The organism is Sphingorhabdus lacus (assembly GCF_009768975.1).
Classification (GTDB): Bacteria; Pseudomonadota; Alphaproteobacteria; order Sphingomonadales; family Sphingomonadaceae; genus Sphingorhabdus_B; species Sphingorhabdus_B lacus.
On sequence record NZ_CP035733.1, the window covers coordinates 771,738 to 788,135 of the forward strand.

13 protein-coding genes and 2 tRNA genes are annotated in these 16,398 nt (G+C 53.4%); 8 read left to right on the plus strand and 7 right to left on the minus strand.

Going from position 1 to position 16,398, the window contains the following annotated elements:
- Positions 1-52 precede the first annotated feature (52 nt).
- The gene (locus tag EUU25_RS03580) at positions 53-1,792 is read left to right on the plus strand and encodes a putative bifunctional diguanylate cyclase/phosphodiesterase (RefSeq protein ID WP_158898357.1); all 1,740 of its coding nucleotides are present in this window, start codon (positions 53-55) and stop codon (positions 1,790-1,792) included.
- Here EUU25_RS03580 and EUU25_RS03585 read toward each other — a convergent pair.
- The 4 genes from EUU25_RS03585 to trmFO form a co-directional block, all read right to left on the minus strand.
- Complete coding sequence (locus EUU25_RS03585) at positions 1,750-2,976, minus strand: CCA tRNA nucleotidyltransferase (protein WP_158898359.1); 1,227 nt, start codon at positions 2,974-2,976, stop codon at positions 1,750-1,752. The two genes, EUU25_RS03580 and EUU25_RS03585, sit on opposite strands and share 43 nt — an antisense overlap.
- Positions 2,973-3,545: a CoA pyrophosphatase gene (locus EUU25_RS03590; RefSeq protein ID WP_158898361.1), complete on the minus strand. Its 573-nt coding sequence runs from the start codon at positions 3,543-3,545 to the stop codon at positions 2,973-2,975. The genes EUU25_RS03585 and EUU25_RS03590 overlap by 4 nt, the downstream gene beginning before the upstream one ends.
- Entirely contained in the window at positions 3,542-4,093 is a 552-nt protein-coding gene (locus EUU25_RS03595) for a DUF1285 domain-containing protein (RefSeq protein ID WP_158898363.1), read from the minus strand. The genes EUU25_RS03590 and EUU25_RS03595 overlap by 4 nt, the downstream gene beginning before the upstream one ends.
- Before the next feature lie 96 nt (positions 4,094-4,189).
- On the minus strand, positions 4,190-5,527 hold the full coding sequence (gene trmFO, locus EUU25_RS03600) for a methylenetetrahydrofolate--tRNA-(uracil(54)-C(5))-methyltransferase (FADH(2)-oxidizing) TrmFO (RefSeq protein ID WP_158898365.1): 1,338 nt from the start codon (positions 5,525-5,527) through the stop codon (positions 4,190-4,192).
- A gap of 59 nt (positions 5,528-5,586) precedes the next feature.
- Here trmFO and EUU25_RS03605 point away from each other — a divergent pair, with 59 nt between their 5' ends.
- Together EUU25_RS03605 and EUU25_RS03610 are read left to right on the plus strand one after the other, a co-directional pair.
- Entirely contained in the window at positions 5,587-6,420 is an 834-nt protein-coding gene (locus EUU25_RS03605; protein ID WP_158898367.1) for an NAD(P)H-hydrate dehydratase, read from the plus strand.
- A gap of 19 nt (positions 6,421-6,439) precedes the next feature.
- Complete coding sequence (locus EUU25_RS03610; protein WP_158898369.1) at positions 6,440-7,117, plus strand: lysoplasmalogenase family protein; 678 nt, start codon at positions 6,440-6,442, stop codon at positions 7,115-7,117.
- A gap of 250 nt (positions 7,118-7,367) precedes the next feature.
- On the opposite strand, the gene gyrA is transcribed toward EUU25_RS03610, so the two are convergent.
- A complete protein-coding gene (gene gyrA / locus EUU25_RS03615; RefSeq protein WP_158898371.1) occupies positions 7,368-10,088 on the minus strand; it encodes a DNA gyrase subunit A in 2,721 nt (906 codons plus the stop codon).
- Between the two features lie 126 nt (positions 10,089-10,214).
- Positions 10,215-10,910 (minus strand): SDR family NAD(P)-dependent oxidoreductase, encoded by a 696-nt coding sequence (locus EUU25_RS03620; RefSeq protein WP_158898373.1) that lies wholly within the window; start codon positions 10,908-10,910, stop codon positions 10,215-10,217.
- Between the two features lie 133 nt (positions 10,911-11,043).
- Between EUU25_RS03620 and EUU25_RS03625 the strand changes: the two genes are divergently transcribed.
- Positions 11,044-12,378: a hypothetical protein gene (locus EUU25_RS03625; protein WP_158898375.1), complete on the plus strand. Its 1,335-nt coding sequence runs from the start codon at positions 11,044-11,046 to the stop codon at positions 12,376-12,378.
- A gap of 52 nt (positions 12,379-12,430) precedes the next feature.
- On the opposite strand, the gene EUU25_RS03630 is transcribed toward EUU25_RS03625, so the two are convergent.
- A complete protein-coding gene (locus tag EUU25_RS03630) occupies positions 12,431-12,907 on the minus strand; it encodes an Lrp/AsnC family transcriptional regulator (protein ID WP_158898377.1) in 477 nt (158 codons plus the stop codon).
- A gap of 165 nt (positions 12,908-13,072) precedes the next feature.
- Here EUU25_RS03630 and EUU25_RS03635 point away from each other — a divergent pair, with 165 nt between their 5' ends.
- The 4 genes from EUU25_RS03635 (at position 13,073) to EUU25_RS03650 (ending at position 16,069) form a co-directional block, all read left to right on the plus strand.
- Positions 13,073-14,704: a histidine kinase dimerization/phospho-acceptor domain-containing protein gene (locus tag EUU25_RS03635; RefSeq protein WP_158898379.1), complete on the plus strand. Its 1,632-nt coding sequence runs from the start codon at positions 13,073-13,075 to the stop codon at positions 14,702-14,704.
- A gap of 1 nt (position 14,705) precedes the next feature.
- Complete coding sequence (locus EUU25_RS03640) at positions 14,706-15,740, plus strand: polysaccharide deacetylase family protein (protein WP_187351291.1); 1,035 nt, start codon at positions 14,706-14,708, stop codon at positions 15,738-15,740.
- A 65-nt stretch (positions 15,741-15,805) separates the two neighbouring features.
- Positions 15,806-15,882: transfer RNA gene (locus tag EUU25_RS03645), tRNA-Ile, on the plus strand.
- 110 nt (positions 15,883-15,992) lie between these two features.
- Positions 15,993-16,069 (plus strand) — tRNA-Pro (locus EUU25_RS03650).
- The last annotated feature ends 329 nt before the right edge of the window (positions 16,070-16,398 follow it).

Genomic DNA, 16,398 nt, shown 5'->3' on the forward strand with positions numbered 1-16,398 from the left:
CACCACAACTTAGGTGACTATTTTTTACAACTAGGTCTTATGACCTTATAGTATGAAGCATATTATCCGCCGCGATATTGCCGAATTAACCCCTTTCAGCCCAAAGCTGCCAAAGGTCGCCTTGGTGAATCCGGTGGATCCCCGGCTTGAATATGGCTGGCTTGCATCGTTACCTATTGCAGGGGCCGTTTTCCGGCTTCAGTCGGACCGGGTCGAATATGTTCTCAGCAATCCCAAGTTTGACGACCTGGCACTGGGTTTTGAACGCGAAGCTGGCCTTGACCTAGGCACCCTGGCCGACCGCGCATTCACCATGGTGGACGAGGGTCGCGAGACGCATTTCGAATGCTGGCAATCGTCGGACCCGGTCAACAAACGAGAGCTAGAAATCAGCATCGCACGCTTTGGAATCGACGGGAGCATGATCCTGCTGTCGATGGTCGACCGGACCGCTGAAGCAACCAGCCGCCTCAACCTGAGACGCGAAATGTTGAGCGACAGTCTGACTGGTTTCTGCAATCGCACCGGCTTTGAAGAAGAGGTCGAAAATCGGCTTGAATCTTTGCTTGAGAGCGGCTCTGCCAAGGGCTACGCCATCATCCTGATAGACCTCGCAAGGTTCAGCCGAATTAATGAATCAGCTGGCGCCATGGTCGGCGATGAGTTGATCATCACCGTCGCCCGCCGTCTTAATTCCCGAATCCGTTCAAATGAAATCCTTTGCCGCCTCGGCGGAAACGAATTTGCGCTGTTTGTTCAAATGGACGACGAAACCACAAATGTTCGACACATTGCGCAACGTTTGACCGACGCATTCCTGAAGCCGTGCCAGCTTTCCAGTCTGGAGATCCAAGTGGACTGCGCCGCTGCTGCTGCAATTGGTCGGGTTGGAAACGATGATCCGATGGACACGCTTCGTCATGCCCAGATTGCTCTCAAAAAAGCAAAGTTCACTAAGTCATTTGAGCTCTATACTCCCGGCACAGTGGACACTGCCCGCCGTCGTTTCAGCATGGAAACCGACCTGCGCCGTGCTTTGCAAATGGGTGAACTCGAGCTACATTATCAACCGTTGGTTGATCTTGATACCGGACTTCTAAGTGGATTTGAGGCATTGGCGCGGTGGCAGCATGCCGATTTGGGCGCTATTTCGCCGGTGGATTTCATTCCTGTTGCTGAAGAAAGCGGTTTGATTGTCCCGCTTGGGCGCTGGGCACTTGAAGAAGCGGCCAAAACCATAGCGCTCTGGGACGAGCGTTTGCCCGGGCAGCAGGATTTCCGGATTTCTGTAAACATGTCAGCTGTTCAAATTCAACGTGATGACGTGGTGGAAGCGGTTTCCTCGGCGCTTCGTGGAGCGAACATAGCGGGCAATCGGATGACTCTGGAGTTGACCGAAAGTGCTTTTATCAACGACCCAGATGGAGCGAAACGCTTGCTCGATAATCTGAAATCTTTGGATACGAATTTGGCGATGGACGATTTTGGGACTGGATATTCAAACTTAGCCTACCTCCAGCAACTTCCAATCGACGTTCTGAAAATTGATCGAAGCTTTGTTTCTGAAATGATGGTCAACAAGGACAAGCGCGCAATCGTCCGCACAGTATTGTCGCTTGCTCGGGCTTTAGGAATGAAGACGACAGCTGAAGGCATTGAAAGCAGTGAGATTTCAGAAGTTTTGCGCCGCTTAGGTTGCTCGGTCGGGCAAGGTTATTACTTCGCACGGCCCATGACTGGAGATGCCGCTTATGCTTTCTTGGTAGCGGATAAAAGCTCTACTACAATTTGATGTGATTTCGTCAACAGATCGTCGGTAGCTGGAAAATCGTCATTAATCCAAGTTTGTTCAAGCAGATGAAGAGTTTTCGCAACCATTGGACCCGCGGGAACGCCCATCGCGATCACATCTCCTCCTTTGATTCCGAACACGGGAACATCCCAATTCAGTAAACGCTTCAGGCATAATGCGAAGACATTGGAGTTAGTGTAAAGCGCCGCCGTATCAATGGCGCAACTCGTACCTTTACGGTAAGCAAGTTCTCGGATGTTGTTTTCGGTCGGCAAATCCCCGCTCACGCGATTTGTGAGTTGTTCCCTCAGCCGGTTAGAAAGCTTCAGTCTTGCCGAAACTCTATCTACAATGACTTGGTCGCGCGGCAGCAAAGTCAAAAGGCGAGCGGGTAGCGATACCGCGAGCTTATGTTGGACTTCGCGGTCAAGGATAGACGGAAGCCTTTCCACAGCTGCTTTGTCCAATTCAGGTAAAAAGGGTGCAAAAATTTGATGATCTACCATCAGTTGCACTGAAAACACAGGATTTGGCAAAGTGATTAAGCGGGTGAGTTCCTGGGCTATACGTTCTCGAGAAAGGGCTGTTAGTCCATGCGCGCCCTTAGCGCATGCGGCTAACGCCTCTTGATCTGCCGATCCCGTTCCAAAACGCGCAAGAAAGCGAAAATATCGCAAGATACGGAGATAGTCCTCCGCGATACGCTGCTCGGCATCCCCGATGAACCGGACAACTCCAAGGTTAAGGTCGTGCTGTCCTGAAAAATAGTCAAAGATTTCGCCAGTATAAGCGTCGGCATAAAGCGCGTTGATCGTGAAATCACGCCGTGCCGCATCTTCTTTCCAGTCGGTCGAGAAGGCGACCACTGCCCTTCGACCGTCTGTAGCAACGTCCCGTCGGAGCGTTGTAATTTCATAATTTTTGCCATCGGAGACTGCAGTGACTGTTCCGTGTTCAATTCCGGTTGGGACAGATTTGATGCCTGCTCTCTCAAGGCGGCCCATAACTTCTTTTGGTAGCAATTTCGTAGCCAAGTCCACGTCGGAAACGGATAGGCCGAGCAAACTATCTCGCACTGCTCCACCCACGATCCGCAGACCGTCATTTTCCTTGGAAAGCGCATCCACAATATTGCGCAAGCCTTTTGCCTGAAACCAGTCTGAATTATAGATGATTTCGGTCATGCCAACCTGCGCGCTAGATTTGCGACGATACCCGCCGTGACACCCCAAATTCTTCGCTCACCCCATTGCATATCATAATATGTCCTTTGGCGACCATTCCATTCCGCGCACTTCTTCACAGCGTTTGCAGGATCGAGCAAGAAGGACAAGGGAACTTCAAACCAATCTTCCACTTCATCAGGATTGGGAATTAAAGGAAGGTCTGCCGGAATAACCCCTATCACGGGTTCTATGCGATAACCGCTGCCGGAGTAATAGGTGTCGGCCACGCCCAAGATCGTGACATCATCAGGAGGGATCGACAATTCTTCATGCGCCTCGCGCAATGCCGCAGAAATGGGTCCAGTATCGTCTTCATCTATTTTACCACCCGGGAATGCCACTTGACCCGCATGGCTTCGCAACCAATCCGGTCTTTGTGTCAGTATAACTCCCGGCTCGGGTCGGTTAGTAATGGGTATTAAGACCGCGGCGGCACGATGCTCAATTAATCCCAACCCCCGTTCATCCTCGACTGAGAAACTAATGTCTGAGTTTAACGCGGCGCTAATCCGTTCGATCCATGTCATTCGGATGCGCCAATCTTAAACGCGACGCCATTACTCCAAACCTTAGGAAATTCAGGACTTTCTGAAAGCCCTATTTCAGCGAGTTCATAATAGACGGAACGGGCGACTTTTGCCCATAATCCGTTACGGACATATAGATAAGGAAGGCCCTCGCGAAGCGCCAACTCCGAGGTTGGGCCGGCCATTACCAGATCATCACTATTCAACCGAAACGCTAGGCATCGCTTCTCGAACTCACCTTCGCTCTGCATTTCGACCGCAACAAAAGCCGCGTCTTCTACGTCGATCGAGAGCTTTTGGGAGGGCGTTACGAGCCAATGTTGGCCATCGGATTCGCAGCGCAGCAGGCTTGAAAACGCTCGAACCATGGCCGGTCTTCGAATTTCACTGCCCTGATGAAACCATGTACCATCGGCTCCAATACGCATTTCGCTATCACCAGTTTGTGCTGGGTCCCATGTTTCAACTGGGGGCAATTTTCGTGCTGCAGCTAATTCAGCAATTTCCGATAGGTTCAGCATGGCAAGATCGGGCGCGTCGTAAGGCATACCGAACCGATAGGTGCAAAGTTAGTGTTCGTCAAAGTCTTGGCGAATATCCCAGAGCCGGAACGAAAGGGAGGGGCGGCCTATCCTTTAGAGGAATTAGATCGACAATTTTTGAGCGTTAATCCATCCCGCCAAGTCCGCCCGGGCGCGTGCCGTCATTACGGCTTTGCGTTGTTTTTTGTGGGTCTTATCGTCAAGCGGAGCAAAAAGACCGAAATTGACGTTCATCGGTTGATAGTCATCAGCATGCGCATCACCGGTTATATGACCCAGCAACGCCCCCAAAGCAGTCGTTGTCGGCGGCTGCAAAATCTCGCCACCATTTAATTGTGCGGCGGTCATGATTCCAGCCATGAGGCCGACTGCGCTGCTTTCAACATAGCCTTCGCAGCCCGTGATCTGGCCGGCAAAGCGGATATGCGGCGCAGATTTGAGACGCAATTGGCGATCCAGCAATATAGGTGAGCGAATGAAGGTATTCCGGTGAAGGCCGCCCAGACGCGCAAATTCTGCTTTCTCCAACCCGGGAATGGTACGAAAAAGCTCAACCTGGGCAGCATGCTTCATCTTGGTTTGGAAGCCCACCATATTCCAGAGCGTGCCTTGCTTATTGTCTTGCCGCAGTTGCACCACAGCGTGCATCCAACGGCCAGTCTTGGGATTATCAAGCCCCACCGGCTTCATCGGGCCAAAGCGCAGCGTGTCCAGACCTCGGGATGCCATCACTTCGATCGGCATACACCCTTCGAAATAAGGCGTGTTTGTCTCCCATTCCTTGAATTCCGTCTTTTCAGAATCGAGCAACCCTTGATGAAAGGCCCGATACTGGGCTTCATCCATAGGGCAATTGATGTAGTCTTTGCCTTCGCCCTTATCCCAACGTGAAGCGTACCAGGCGATATCCATGTCGATGCTGTCATGATAAACGATTGGCGCAATCGCGTCGAAGAAGGCGAGGCGGTCTTCCCCTGTTTTTGCCATGATATTGTGCGCGAGATTTGTGGCCGTTAGGGGACCGGTCGCGATGATGACCGGCACATCAGTCGGGATTTCGTCGACGCGTTCTCTTACAATATCGATATTTCCGATATTTTGCAGTTCTTTAGTAACGGTTTCTGAGAATAAATCTCGATCTACCGCCAGCGCAGAGCCCGCCGGTACTTTGGCAACTTCTGCCGCCGCCATCACAAGAGAACCGAGTGAGCGCATCTCCTGATGCAAAAGGCCTACGGCATTGCTTTCGGCATCGTCGGAACGGAAACTGTTGGAACAGACGAGTTCAGCCAGTCCGTCGGTTTGATGTGCTGGGGTCGTGTCACCCGAACCCCGCATTTCGGACAAGCGGACTTTGAAGCCACGCCGGGCAAGTTGCCAGGCCGCTTCACTACCAGCAAGCCCGCCTCCAATGATATGCACGTCATAATCTTTGCTCATGCCGGCGCGGCTAACAAAATTTCATGGGAAAGCACAGGCAAAAGCGGCATGATGAACGCATGACATTCAAACTCCAACTGGCTGATGGCAATAGTGTAGCGCAACCGGTGCTGACCATGCCCGCGAAAGACATCCACAAATATGGCCGCGGCCATGCTGTGGTCATGAGCGGGCCCGCTTTGAAGACAGGGGCATCTCGTCTGGCAGCCAGAGCAGCGTTAGCCGTTGGTGCTGGTTTGGTGACCCTTATCGGTGATCGAGCGGCCCTGGATGAACAGGCGGCGCACGTTACGGCTATCATGCTCAAGGAGTTTGACCCTGTTAGCGAAAGCTTGGACGGTCGGGTCAAGGCAGTGGCGATTGGTCCGGGGGCAGGGGTAACACCCGAGACACAACAACACGTCCTCAAAATGCTTCAAGCCCATGTCCCTGTTGTATTGGATGCCGATGCAATCACGGTTTTTTCCGAATCTTCACAATTACTTTTCAAGCACTTGGATCAAAATGACGTCATGACGCCACATCATGGCGAGTTTAGCCGTTTGTTCCCCGATTTTGCGGACGATGAACCTCTTGCAGCAGCCTGTGCGGCCGCGCGCCGAGCGGGATGCGTTGTGGTGTTGAAGGGGCCGAACACTATTATCGCAGCGCCTTGTGGCAAATGGGCCATAAACCGGCATTCGTCACCCTGGCTCGCTACGGCAGGGTCCGGCGATATATTGACCGGGTTGATTTGCGGGCTCTTGGCGCAAGGTGTCCCAAGTTTCGATGCCGCAGCTATTGGAGCATGGCTTCATGGCGATATTGGTATTCGCGCTGGCCCGGGACTGACCGCCGATGCAATGCCCGATTACATTCCACTTGTCTTGCGAGGCTGTTTGCAAGAAGACTGAGGCAAAGGGGAATTAGCATATGGCGCAAGATCTCGCGCACAAACGTCCATGGCTATTGGCAAGCTTACTGGCGGGATTGAGTTTTCCCGCGACTTGGCTGTTCCTTCCATTGGAAGGTAGTCTTTATGCTCTAATTTGGAAGATGGCGGCGGTAGGATTTCTCGTACCTTTTGCCTTGCGGCGCCATCACGAAGGCGAATTTGCGCTTCTTGCCCTTGTTCTCGCTTTATATGCGGTCGGGGACGGCTTGATCGAGCTTTCCATGGTCGCCGGGGCGTTGTCATTCGCCGCTGGTCATCTGGTGGCGATTGCGATTTATTTCCGCCATCGCCGCGTGGGCGCGGTTTTCAGCCAAAAGTTTTTGGCTTTATGCCTGTTTTTGCTAACGCCTGTTATCGCCTACCTTATGCCGGGCAACAGCGAGGAGGGCCTTCAAGTCGCCGCTTACAGCGTCATTTTGGGTGCGATGGCCGCGATGGCGTGGAGCAGTAATTTCCCCCGCTACCGGGTCGGTGTCGGCGCAGTCTTTTTCGTTATTTCCGATCTTTTGATCTTCGCGCGCTTGGGGCCGCTGGCCAATTCTGAATTGACCAGCCTTGCCATCTGGTACTTGTACTATTTTGGCGTGCTCATGATTGCGATCGGAATTGCCCAGACTCTCGTCAAAAGAGGCCATTTTCCGCACGGTGAAGAATGAGGCAATTGAACGAAGCCTAAAAATAGACGTGCATAAGGATACAAAGGATACCGAAAACGGCTCCGAATTTGTATCCTTTGTTGCTTTAAGTTAAAGCAATTGACGTAAAAACTTCAGTGCTTTTCACAAGTCAAAGAGCGCAGCGGTTTGCATAAACCGCTGTGCTCATTCACAATTTGATTCCAACATTTCAAGGCGTGCTGTTGTTCATCAGTTTCGCGGCTGCGTGTTTGCTGATGGGAGTGACCAACTACTCTGCAGCGCTTCCTTCATCGGTAATTGCAGGACCAGTTTCAGCACTGTCAGATGTATCTTCGCTTTCATCGCTCTCGTCGATCTTGGCAGCACTTACTACATGTTCATTTTCGCCGACATTAAACAAACGCACACCGGCAGTGCCACGGCCCAAAACGCGTAAGCTGTCCAGCGGCATACGGATAAGCTTTGCCTGATCAGTCACCAGCATCAACTGGTCACCTTTCGTCGCCGGGAAACTAGCCACGACAGGGCCGTTACGTTCCACATTATCGATGTTGGTGATGCCCTGTCCGCCACGTCCCGTCCGGCGGTAGCCATAGGCAGAAGACAGCTTTCCGTAACCATTGGCGCAGACCGTAAGGATGAATTGCTCTTTATCGGCCATTTCGGCGATCCGTTCGGCCGTCAGCGTCGGTTCGCCATCCTTTTCCGGCTTCCACGGAGCAAAACGAAGATATTCCTCACGTTCTTCCGCCGAAGTACCGACCCGTTTCAGGATCGATAGCGACATAACCTGATCGTCACCGATCAACTTCATGGCGCGTACGCCAGTTGAGGCACGGCTCTGGAATTCACGGATATCGTCTGCGGCAAAACGTATGGCCTTACCGTTGCGGCTTGCCAGCAGGATGTCATCTTCGGCACTGAGCAGTTCGACGCCAATAAGGCGATCGTCCGCATCTTCGCCTTCAAATTTCATCGCAATTTTGCCGTTTGACGGGACATTGGCGAATGCGTCCATACTGTTACGGCGGGCATAGCCCTTTGCCGTTGCAAAGACGACGCTCAATCCACCCCATTCTGCTTCGTCTTCCGGCAAGGTCAGCACGTTGGAAATAACCTCTCCTTCGCTCAACGGCAGGATGTTTACCATGGGACGGCCGCGAGTTTGCGGTCCGCCTTCCGGCAATTTCCACACTTTCAGGCGGTAAACCTTGCCGATATTCGAGAAGAAGAGCACCGGCGTGTGCGTGCTGGTGACAAACAGTTCGGTGACCGCATCTTCCTCTTTGGTTGCCATGCCCGCACGGCCTTTGCCGCCCCGGGCCTGTGCGCGGAAGGTCGCAAGTGGCGTGCGCTTGATATATCCGGCGTGGGTAACGGTAACGACCATTTCCTCACGTTCCATGAGGTCTTCGTCGTCCAAACCATCCCAACTCGCCGTGATTTCGCATATGCGCGGCGTGGAAAATTCGGCATCGATCGCGACCAGTTCGGCGCGCAGCACTTCGTAAAGCTTGACCCGATCGCCCAATATGGCGAGAAATTCGGCAATGCTGACTGCGAGGCCGGAAAGTTCCTTGCCAATTTCATCACGGCCAAGCGCCGTCAGGCGATGCAAACGCAGTTCTAGGATCGCGCGAACCTGAAGTTCGGACAATTGATAGCTGTCGCCGGTGACATCGGCCTCAACCGCTTCGACAAGCTTGATATAGGGCGCGATTTCGGCAATCGGCCATTGCCGTGCAAGCAAAGCGGCACGCGCTTCGGCAGGGCTCGCAGAGCCTCGAATGATGCGGACCACTTCATCCAGGTTGGTCACGGCGACCACAAGACCCAGCAGCAAATGGGCACGTTCACGCGCCTTATTCAGCTCAAATTTGGTACGGCGGGTGATGACTTCTTCGCGGAAGCGGACGAAACTCTCGATGATGTCGCGTAAGTTCAGGACTTCGGGGCGACCACCGCGAATGGCGAGCATATTAGCCGGGAAGCTGGACTGCGCCTGCGTATGGCGCCAAAGCTGGTTCAGAACAACATCGGGTGTCGCATCACGCTTCAAATCGATGACAATCCGCACACCCTTGCGGCTTGATTCGTCCCGGATATCGGAAACGCCTTCGATTCGCTTATCCTTGGCGGCCTCGGCAATCTTCTCGACAAGTCCGGATTTGCCCACTTGGAATGGAATGCTGGTCAGAACGATCGAACGGCGGTCGCCCCGGCCTTCTTCAATTTCATGCCGTGCCCGCATCATGATCGAGCCCTTGCCCTCACGATACGCGGCGCGTGCGCCGCCCTGGCCGAGAATCAGTGGCCCGGTCGGAAAATCGGGTGCCGGGATGATTTCGATCAATTCGTCCACAGAAATCGCAGGATTGTCTATATAGGCAAGGCACGCCTTGATGACTTCACCCAGATTATGTGGAGGAATATTGGTGGCCATGCCGACAGCGATACCGCCGGCACCATTTACCAGCAGATTTGGAAAGCGGGCAGGCAGAACCTGAGGCTCTTGGCGGCTGCCGTCATAGTTGGGCTGGAAGTCGACCGTGTCTTTGTCGAGGTCGTCGAGCAGTGCATTGGCGACCTTGTTCAGGCGCGCTTCGGTGTAGCGCATTGATGCAGGCGGATCAGGGTCCATGGAGCCGAAATTGCCCTGACCGTCGATTAAAGGCACTCGAAGCGACCAGTCCTGCGTCATGCGCGCAAGCGCGTCATAAATCGCACTGTCGCCATGCGGGTGATAGTTGCCCATCACGTCGCCGACGATCTTGGCCGATTTACGGTACGGGCGACCTGCGACAAATCCGCCTTCTTGGCTGGCGAAAAGTATGCGGCGGTGCACAGGCTTCAGGCCGTCGCGGACGTCCGGAAGAGCGCGCGCTACAATCACGGACATGGCATAGTCGAGGTAGCTCGACTTCATTTCATCGACGATGTCGACCGGAGAAATATCGGAGGGGTCTAGAGTGGCACTATCATCGCTCACGCCGCGAAAATCCTTATATTTTTAGAATAGTCCGACCCTAGACCAGCCAGCCGCCGAAAGCCACCCGAAGGGGTTCGAAAAACGACTTTTTCGACAACTTATCCACAGATAAGGGGTGCCTGGACCCTAGGGTGCGATTAAGCGCCCATCATAAGCAAAAACTTGGCCTGAATCGCCCGTTTCAAGGCCTTGGAGCACGTCGAGTAATTGGCCGGCTGCCTTGGCAGGGGAAAACCGCTCATGCTCCGGATTGCCCTTAAACGGCGCGCTCAAGCCGGTTTCGACCGTGCCGGGATGCAGCCCGACAATAATCGCCTCGGGATTTTTCCTTTGCCATTCGATCGATAGATTCCGGATCAACATATTGAGCGCTGCCTTCGATGCACGATAGCTATGCCAACCGCCTAACCGGTTATCGGAGATACTGCTCACACGCGCAGAAAGAGCTGCAAAGCAAGTGCGCCCCGTGCGCGGCATAAGGGGTAGAAAATGCTTGGCGATCAGGGCAGGGGCCACGGCGTTCAGGCGATAATTTTCGATCATCCAATCGGCGTCCAGTTCACGCAGGCTCTTTTCAGGGCCCCGCCCGTCTTTGTGCAGAATTCCTGTAGCGACGATGATGAGTTCCGGGGTGATTCCTGATAGCCTGACATGGTTGGCCGCTGCGGCAATGCTGCTTTCATCCAAAATGTTGATAGCGGGAACAGAGTGACGGGAAAGCCCCACAACGCTCTCAAAATTTCCGTCTGAAGAGAGCTTTTCCACCAGCGCACCACCAATGCCGCCTGTTGCGCCGATGATAATTGCGCCGGTATTTGTCATTTGATATCCAATTTCCATCGTTCAACCGCAATTCATGCGCGGTCGCTATCCTATTTGCTCTATGCAGGGCGAATATCTATAGTAATCCCCATCTGAGATAATATGCCTAAACACCCTAATCGCGGAGAGTAGAATGAAGTCTGTTTCCAAATTTGCCCTTACCTTGTCGCTTCTGGCGCTGCCGTTGGCGGCGTCGCATGCTGCCGTTGAGGAAAAGCCTGCCAAGGAGAAAAAGGGCAAGGATAAGAAGGAAGCTGCACCTGCGGCTCCGAAGCGTAACTATTCTAAGCCCTTCATTGCGGCTTATACGCCCGTGGTCGATCTTCTGAACAAGCAGAAAAATCCTGCAGGTGCAAAAACCGAATTTCCGAAGGTTGTTGCAGCGATTGCCAATGACGATGACCGCTACGAAGCCGGAATTCTGGCCATTAACATTGGTGCAGGGGTGAAGGATCTCGCATTGCAGGAGCAGGGCATCGATCTGTTGCTGGCTTCCGCGACCACGCCCGCGAACATCAAAACGGAATATACGTTCCGCAAGGGCGCCATTGCCTATGATGGCAAGAATTTCGTCAATGCCGAAAAATTGATGCTCGAAGCTTACAACATGGGGCATCGCGGCAATAATATCGAGTTCCTGATTTCCAACGCCCAATCGCAACAGAACCGGGATGCGGAGGCCATGACCTGGCTCGGCAAGGCAATTGAAGCCGACAAGGCGGCGGGCAAAGTGAACAAGGCTTATTTTGTTCGCGCAGCCAATCTGGCCGCTAAAACGAAGAATTATGCGGGTGCTGCGAACTGGTACAAGCAGTTGCTCGCGACGGAAAACAACCCGGACTATTGGCATGATGCCTTGGCGTTCTTTGATCGTTCGCTGACATTGAGCCCCGAAGAAGAGCTGGATGTGATGCGTCTGATGCGCGTGACCAACGGACTTCGGTTCCAGCAGGAATATGCGCAGTATCTTGATAGCTTGAGCTACATTGGTGTGCGTTATCCGGCGGAAGCCGTCTCTGTGCTTGAAGAAGGTTTTGCCAAGGGGGTCATCTCCCGCAACAACGTGACCTTCAGCGAGAAATATACCGAAGCAAAGGCACGTTTGACGGAAGACACCGCCACGCTCGCCGGCACAGTAGCGCCGGCGAAAGCGAGCCCCAAAGGTATGCTCGCATCTCTGACCGGCGATTCATTCTTCTCGCACAAGAAATATGACACGGCGAAGGAGCTTTATGAGTCCGCTATTTCTAAGGGACCGGTTCTTGATAAGGATGGAAAGGACCAGACTGAACGCACGCGTTTCCGTCTCGCGATGTCAAAGGTAATGCTGGGCGATTACCCTGGCGCGAAGGCGGACTTCGCTTTGATTACCGGTGCAAATCGTAAAGCGATCGCCGAATATTGGCTGATGTATATCGACCAATTGTCGAAGGCACCTGCAGCACCTGCCGCGCCGACGGCGACCTGATCACGGGCGACATTGATTGGAACAGAAAAAGGGGGGCTTCGGCCTCCCTTTTTTATACTGCCGGTATAGGTACGCCAGGTTCATCCTTCGCCGTGCGGATTGTGAGCGAGGTTTTAACGCTGTTCACATTGGGCGCAGACGTCAGTTTCGACGTCAGAAACTCCTGAAACGACTGCAGATCACGCGCGACTATCTTCAGGATGAAATCAATTTCACCATTAAGCATGTGGCATTCCCGCACATCGGGTAACGCCCTAACATGCTGCTCAAATGCTTTCAGATCATCTTCCGCTTGGCTTTTGAGGCTGACCATGGCGAAAACGGTTATCGTATAGCCCAAGGACGCAGCGTCGATGTCGGCATGGTAGGATTTGATCGTGCCCGATTGCTCGAGCGCGCGCATGCGGCGAAGGCAGGGCGGGGCGGTCAGCCCGACTTTGGTTGCAAGTTCCACATTCGTGATTCGGCCATCTGCCTGTAATTCTGCAAGAAGCTTCAAATCTATCGAATCAAGGTTCATATTAGCCATGCTTGCGACATTTCCCGTTTCCAATTGTGCACGCGCTTATAATATTATTATAGCGGATTGCAATTGTCCCATAGTGTGACGCGCATATTTTGCCGCTTTCGCATAGCTTTCAGCACGTATATCGGTATAGGGGCAGGGATAATTTTACATTAGGAATATTTTCAATTGCGCTTTGACGACCGCCTCGAAACTGCATTGCGACAAGCAAATGACAGTGATTACGGCGCGGCCGCGAAGTGGCAACAACTTGTTGATATTCTGGCGCAAAATCCCATCGACTTTGACATAGAATATGTAGCGCGCGGCCTTCAAAAGGTGCGTGACTTCCTGCCTATAATATCCCCCCAAACGCGCGAACAATGCGTTAAATCTTTGGCCGGGCGTATCATGTCCGCACCATTGGTATTGCTTTTGTCGGGCGATATTCCCGCCGTAGCCTCCGCTGCTGTCTCGGGTGCGCGCCTTTCGGACGAAGAATGGGCGGAAATTGTACCCACGATGCCTGTCCGTGCCCGGGGTTTTTTACGAAACCGGAAAGACCTTGGTCCTCACACGCGACGCGCCTTGTCGGTCTGGTCGAGCGCAGACTTCGTTCTACCACTACCTGCCATATCTTCCGACAAGCAGATGCAAAATGGCGTCCAGATACGCGATATTGTTGAGCGCATCGAGCGGTTGCGCACCGAGCGGCAATCCACGCCGGTTGCAGACATCAGCAGCGCGATGGACCATTTCAGCGAATTGCTGACGCCGGTTACCGAGATTCGTTTTGAAACCGATGAAAATGGGACCGTAAGCTGGATTGAAGGTGCACCGTCAGGGGCCGTCGTCGGTGTGGACATCGCAGAACCGGCATTTGATGAAGGACCGGGTCCAGATGCCTATGGAGCGGCTGCCTTCCGCCAACGAATGCCCCTGGAAAATGCCCGGATGCGCTTGTGCGGTGCGCCTTCGGTCGCTGGCGACTGGCGGATCAATGCGTCACCTTTCTTCGACCCGGTAAGCGGCCGCTTTAACGGGTATCGTGGCATTTTTCGTCGGCCAACAGTGGCGGAAAGCGCGCTTCTGCCGACCGCCGCGCAACAGAGCTCGGAACATATCCAGCAACTGGTACACGAACTGCGCACGCCCTTAGGTGCAATTATAGGCTTTTCGGAGATTATCGAGCAGCAGCTTTTTGGACCGGTCACCGAAGATTACCGCCAATTGGCGCGTAATATACTGAACGATGCCGAGCGGCTGCTTGCCGGCTTTGATGATCTGACAACTGCCGCAAAGATCGAAGCAGGCAATTTCTTTGCCGAGCCCGGTGCGACCGACTGCGACTGGCTGACCGTCCGCTTGGCAGACCGTCTGCGCGGATTGAGCGATCTACTCCAGGTTACGCTCAATTTGGTGCACGCGCATCCGGTGCGGCCATTCGCGGTTGAAAAGGAACTCGCGGAACGCATATTTTCGCGCCTGCTGTCGGCTGTCATAATCGGATGCGAACCCCATGAGGTCTTGGACGGCCGTTTTCGAACAGAACCAGGTGTCAACGCGACAAACCGCTTCGTCCTAACGCTGCCCCGCAAGCTGCTCGAAATGGATGAAGCCGAACTTTTTGGTTCGGGTCCTGCCGCGCTCGATGATTCGACAGAAGCGCCATTGCTCGGTCTCGGCTTCTCCTTGCGGCTCGTGCGGAGCCTAGCCAAAAATGTGGGCGGTGATTTACGTTTCTACAATGAAGCGCTGATATTGTCTCTTCCAGCGACCAATGACGGCCGCACAGGAATTCGAGACGAAGAGCGAGAGTGACATGTTGGCACAGAGGGCAGACGACAAAAAATCCGTTCTCTCCACCGATTATTCTGACAATTTCGAATTCGCGGATCTCACGGCTCTCGGGAGCCAGCGCTTTCTTTTAACCGTCGATACCGAAGAAGAATTTGATTGGGGTAGCCCATTTTCCCGGCAAGGCTATGGGACGAAACACCTTGCGGCTTTGCCAAAGTTTCAGGAATTGTGCGACCGGCACGGTATTAAGCCCTGCTATCTGGTTGACTATCCGATCATGGAAGACCCGCTGGGCGTCGAATTGGTCAGCAGTTATGCCCATAGCAATCGCGCCGAAATAGGTGTGCAACTTCATCCATGGGTCAATCCGCCCTTTGATGAAATCGTGAGCCATCACAACAGCTATGCATGCAATTTGCCGCCAGAACTTGAGCGGGCGAAACTGACCAATTTGTTCAATGCCATTGTGGAGCGCACCGGTATCACACCGGATGCTTATCGCGCCGGTCGGTATGGGGCAGGTACACATACCACCGATATTTTGACTGATCTTGGGCTTTCCATCGATACATCAGTGCGCGCCCGATTCGATTATTCGGAACAGGGTGGTCCGGACTATACGCATCACCCCGTAAGCCCTTACTGGATCCGCAAGGGAACCTTGTTAGAACTCCCGCTCACTACCGTGTTCTCCGGCGCCATGCGGTCTGCGGGAAATGTCGTCTTTGGCGAATGGTTCGGTTCGCAAGTCGCGCGCTCGATGCTCGCACGATCCAATATGCTCGAACGCATCGCATTGACGCCGGAAGGTATTCCTCTCGCAAAAGCGCTGGAGGGCATCGATCTCGCCATTGAGGAACGCGTTCCGGTGATCAACCTGTCATTCCACTCACCTTCGCTAGCCGTCGGCTATACACCGTATGTGCGCACCGAAGAGCAGTTGGATGACCTCTACGCATGGTTCAGCAATGTCTTCCAACATTTGCACGACCGCGGGATCCGGCCAACGACAATGGCCGAAATCAAGACCGCCAGCCAGTTTCCTTGGCTGGTGTAAGATAAACACTTGCCAGCGGTCCCCTAGTTCCGCTATCGGCCCGCTTGCGATTGGCGAGCCGGTCGGGGCCTGTAGCTCAGTTGGTTAGAGCTGGCCGCTCATAACGGCTAGGTCGGGGGTTCGAGTCCCTCCGGGCCCACCAGCCTCCGCGACGTCTTTGACGGAAGCGTCAGGCGGGCTCGAAGCGAAGGTTACCTGCCAACGTAGTTGGTAGAAGGCGGTTCGAAAGGATCGCAACATTGTTATACCAGTCGGGGAGTAGCGCAGCCTGGTAGCGCATCTGGTTTGGGACCAGAGGGTCGCAGGTTCGAATCCTGTCTCCCCGACCACTTCTTTGAAGTGACGGTTTATCATGAATTTGGTAATTTTACGCCGTGTATGTTTTCAAAACTGCGTCAATTTCGCTATTCCAAACACTTTAAATTTCAGGCAACCTGTTGCTGCGGCGATTGATGTCCGGGCAAAATGATATATCGAACAATGTTTGTTCGGTGACCGTGTCAGCAATATTATCTTATCTGGATTTGCATTTTCACGAAGACCAAGGTTGAGCTTTGTAAAGCTCTTACAATTCTCGTTAATACTTGATCAGCAACAGACGCCATCGCTCAAATATTTCAATTGCTTTTTTAAAGAGCAATGCCAATCTGCCGACTTC

Bases quoted from the DNA above. Each gene is read 5' to 3' on its own strand.
- trmFO (WP_158898365.1), bottom strand. From the start codon at position 5,527: ATGAGCAAAGATTATGACGTGCATATCATTGGAGGCGGGCTTGCTGGT.
- EUU25_RS03610 (WP_158898369.1), top strand. From the start codon at position 6,440: ATGGCGCAAGATCTCGCGCACAAACGTCCATGGCTATTGGCAAGCTTA.
- EUU25_RS03625 (WP_158898375.1), top strand. From the start codon at position 11,044: ATGAAGTCTGTTTCCAAATTTGCCCTTACCTTGTCGCTTCTGGCGCTG.
- EUU25_RS03630 (WP_158898377.1), bottom strand. From the start codon at position 12,907: ATGGCTAATATGAACCTTGATTCGATAGATTTGAAGCTTCTTGCAGAA.
- EUU25_RS03580 (WP_158898357.1), top strand. From the start codon at position 53: ATGAAGCATATTATCCGCCGCGATATTGCCGAATTAACCCCTTTCAGC.
- EUU25_RS03640 (WP_187351291.1), top strand. From the start codon at position 14,706: ATGTTGGCACAGAGGGCAGACGACAAAAAATCCGTTCTCTCCACCGAT.
- EUU25_RS03595 (WP_158898363.1), bottom strand. From the start codon at position 4,093: ATGCCTTACGACGCGCCCGATCTTGCCATGCTGAACCTATCGGAAATT.
- EUU25_RS03620 (WP_158898373.1), bottom strand. From the start codon at position 10,910: ATGACAAATACCGGCGCAATTATCATCGGCGCAACAGGCGGCATTGGT.
- EUU25_RS03590 (WP_158898361.1), bottom strand. From the start codon at position 3,545: ATGACATGGATCGAACGGATTAGCGCCGCGTTAAACTCAGACATTAGT.
- EUU25_RS03585 (WP_158898359.1), bottom strand. From the start codon at position 2,976: ATGACCGAAATCATCTATAATTCAGACTGGTTTCAGGCAAAAGGCTTG.
- EUU25_RS03605 (WP_158898367.1), top strand. From the start codon at position 5,587: ATGACATTCAAACTCCAACTGGCTGATGGCAATAGTGTAGCGCAACCG.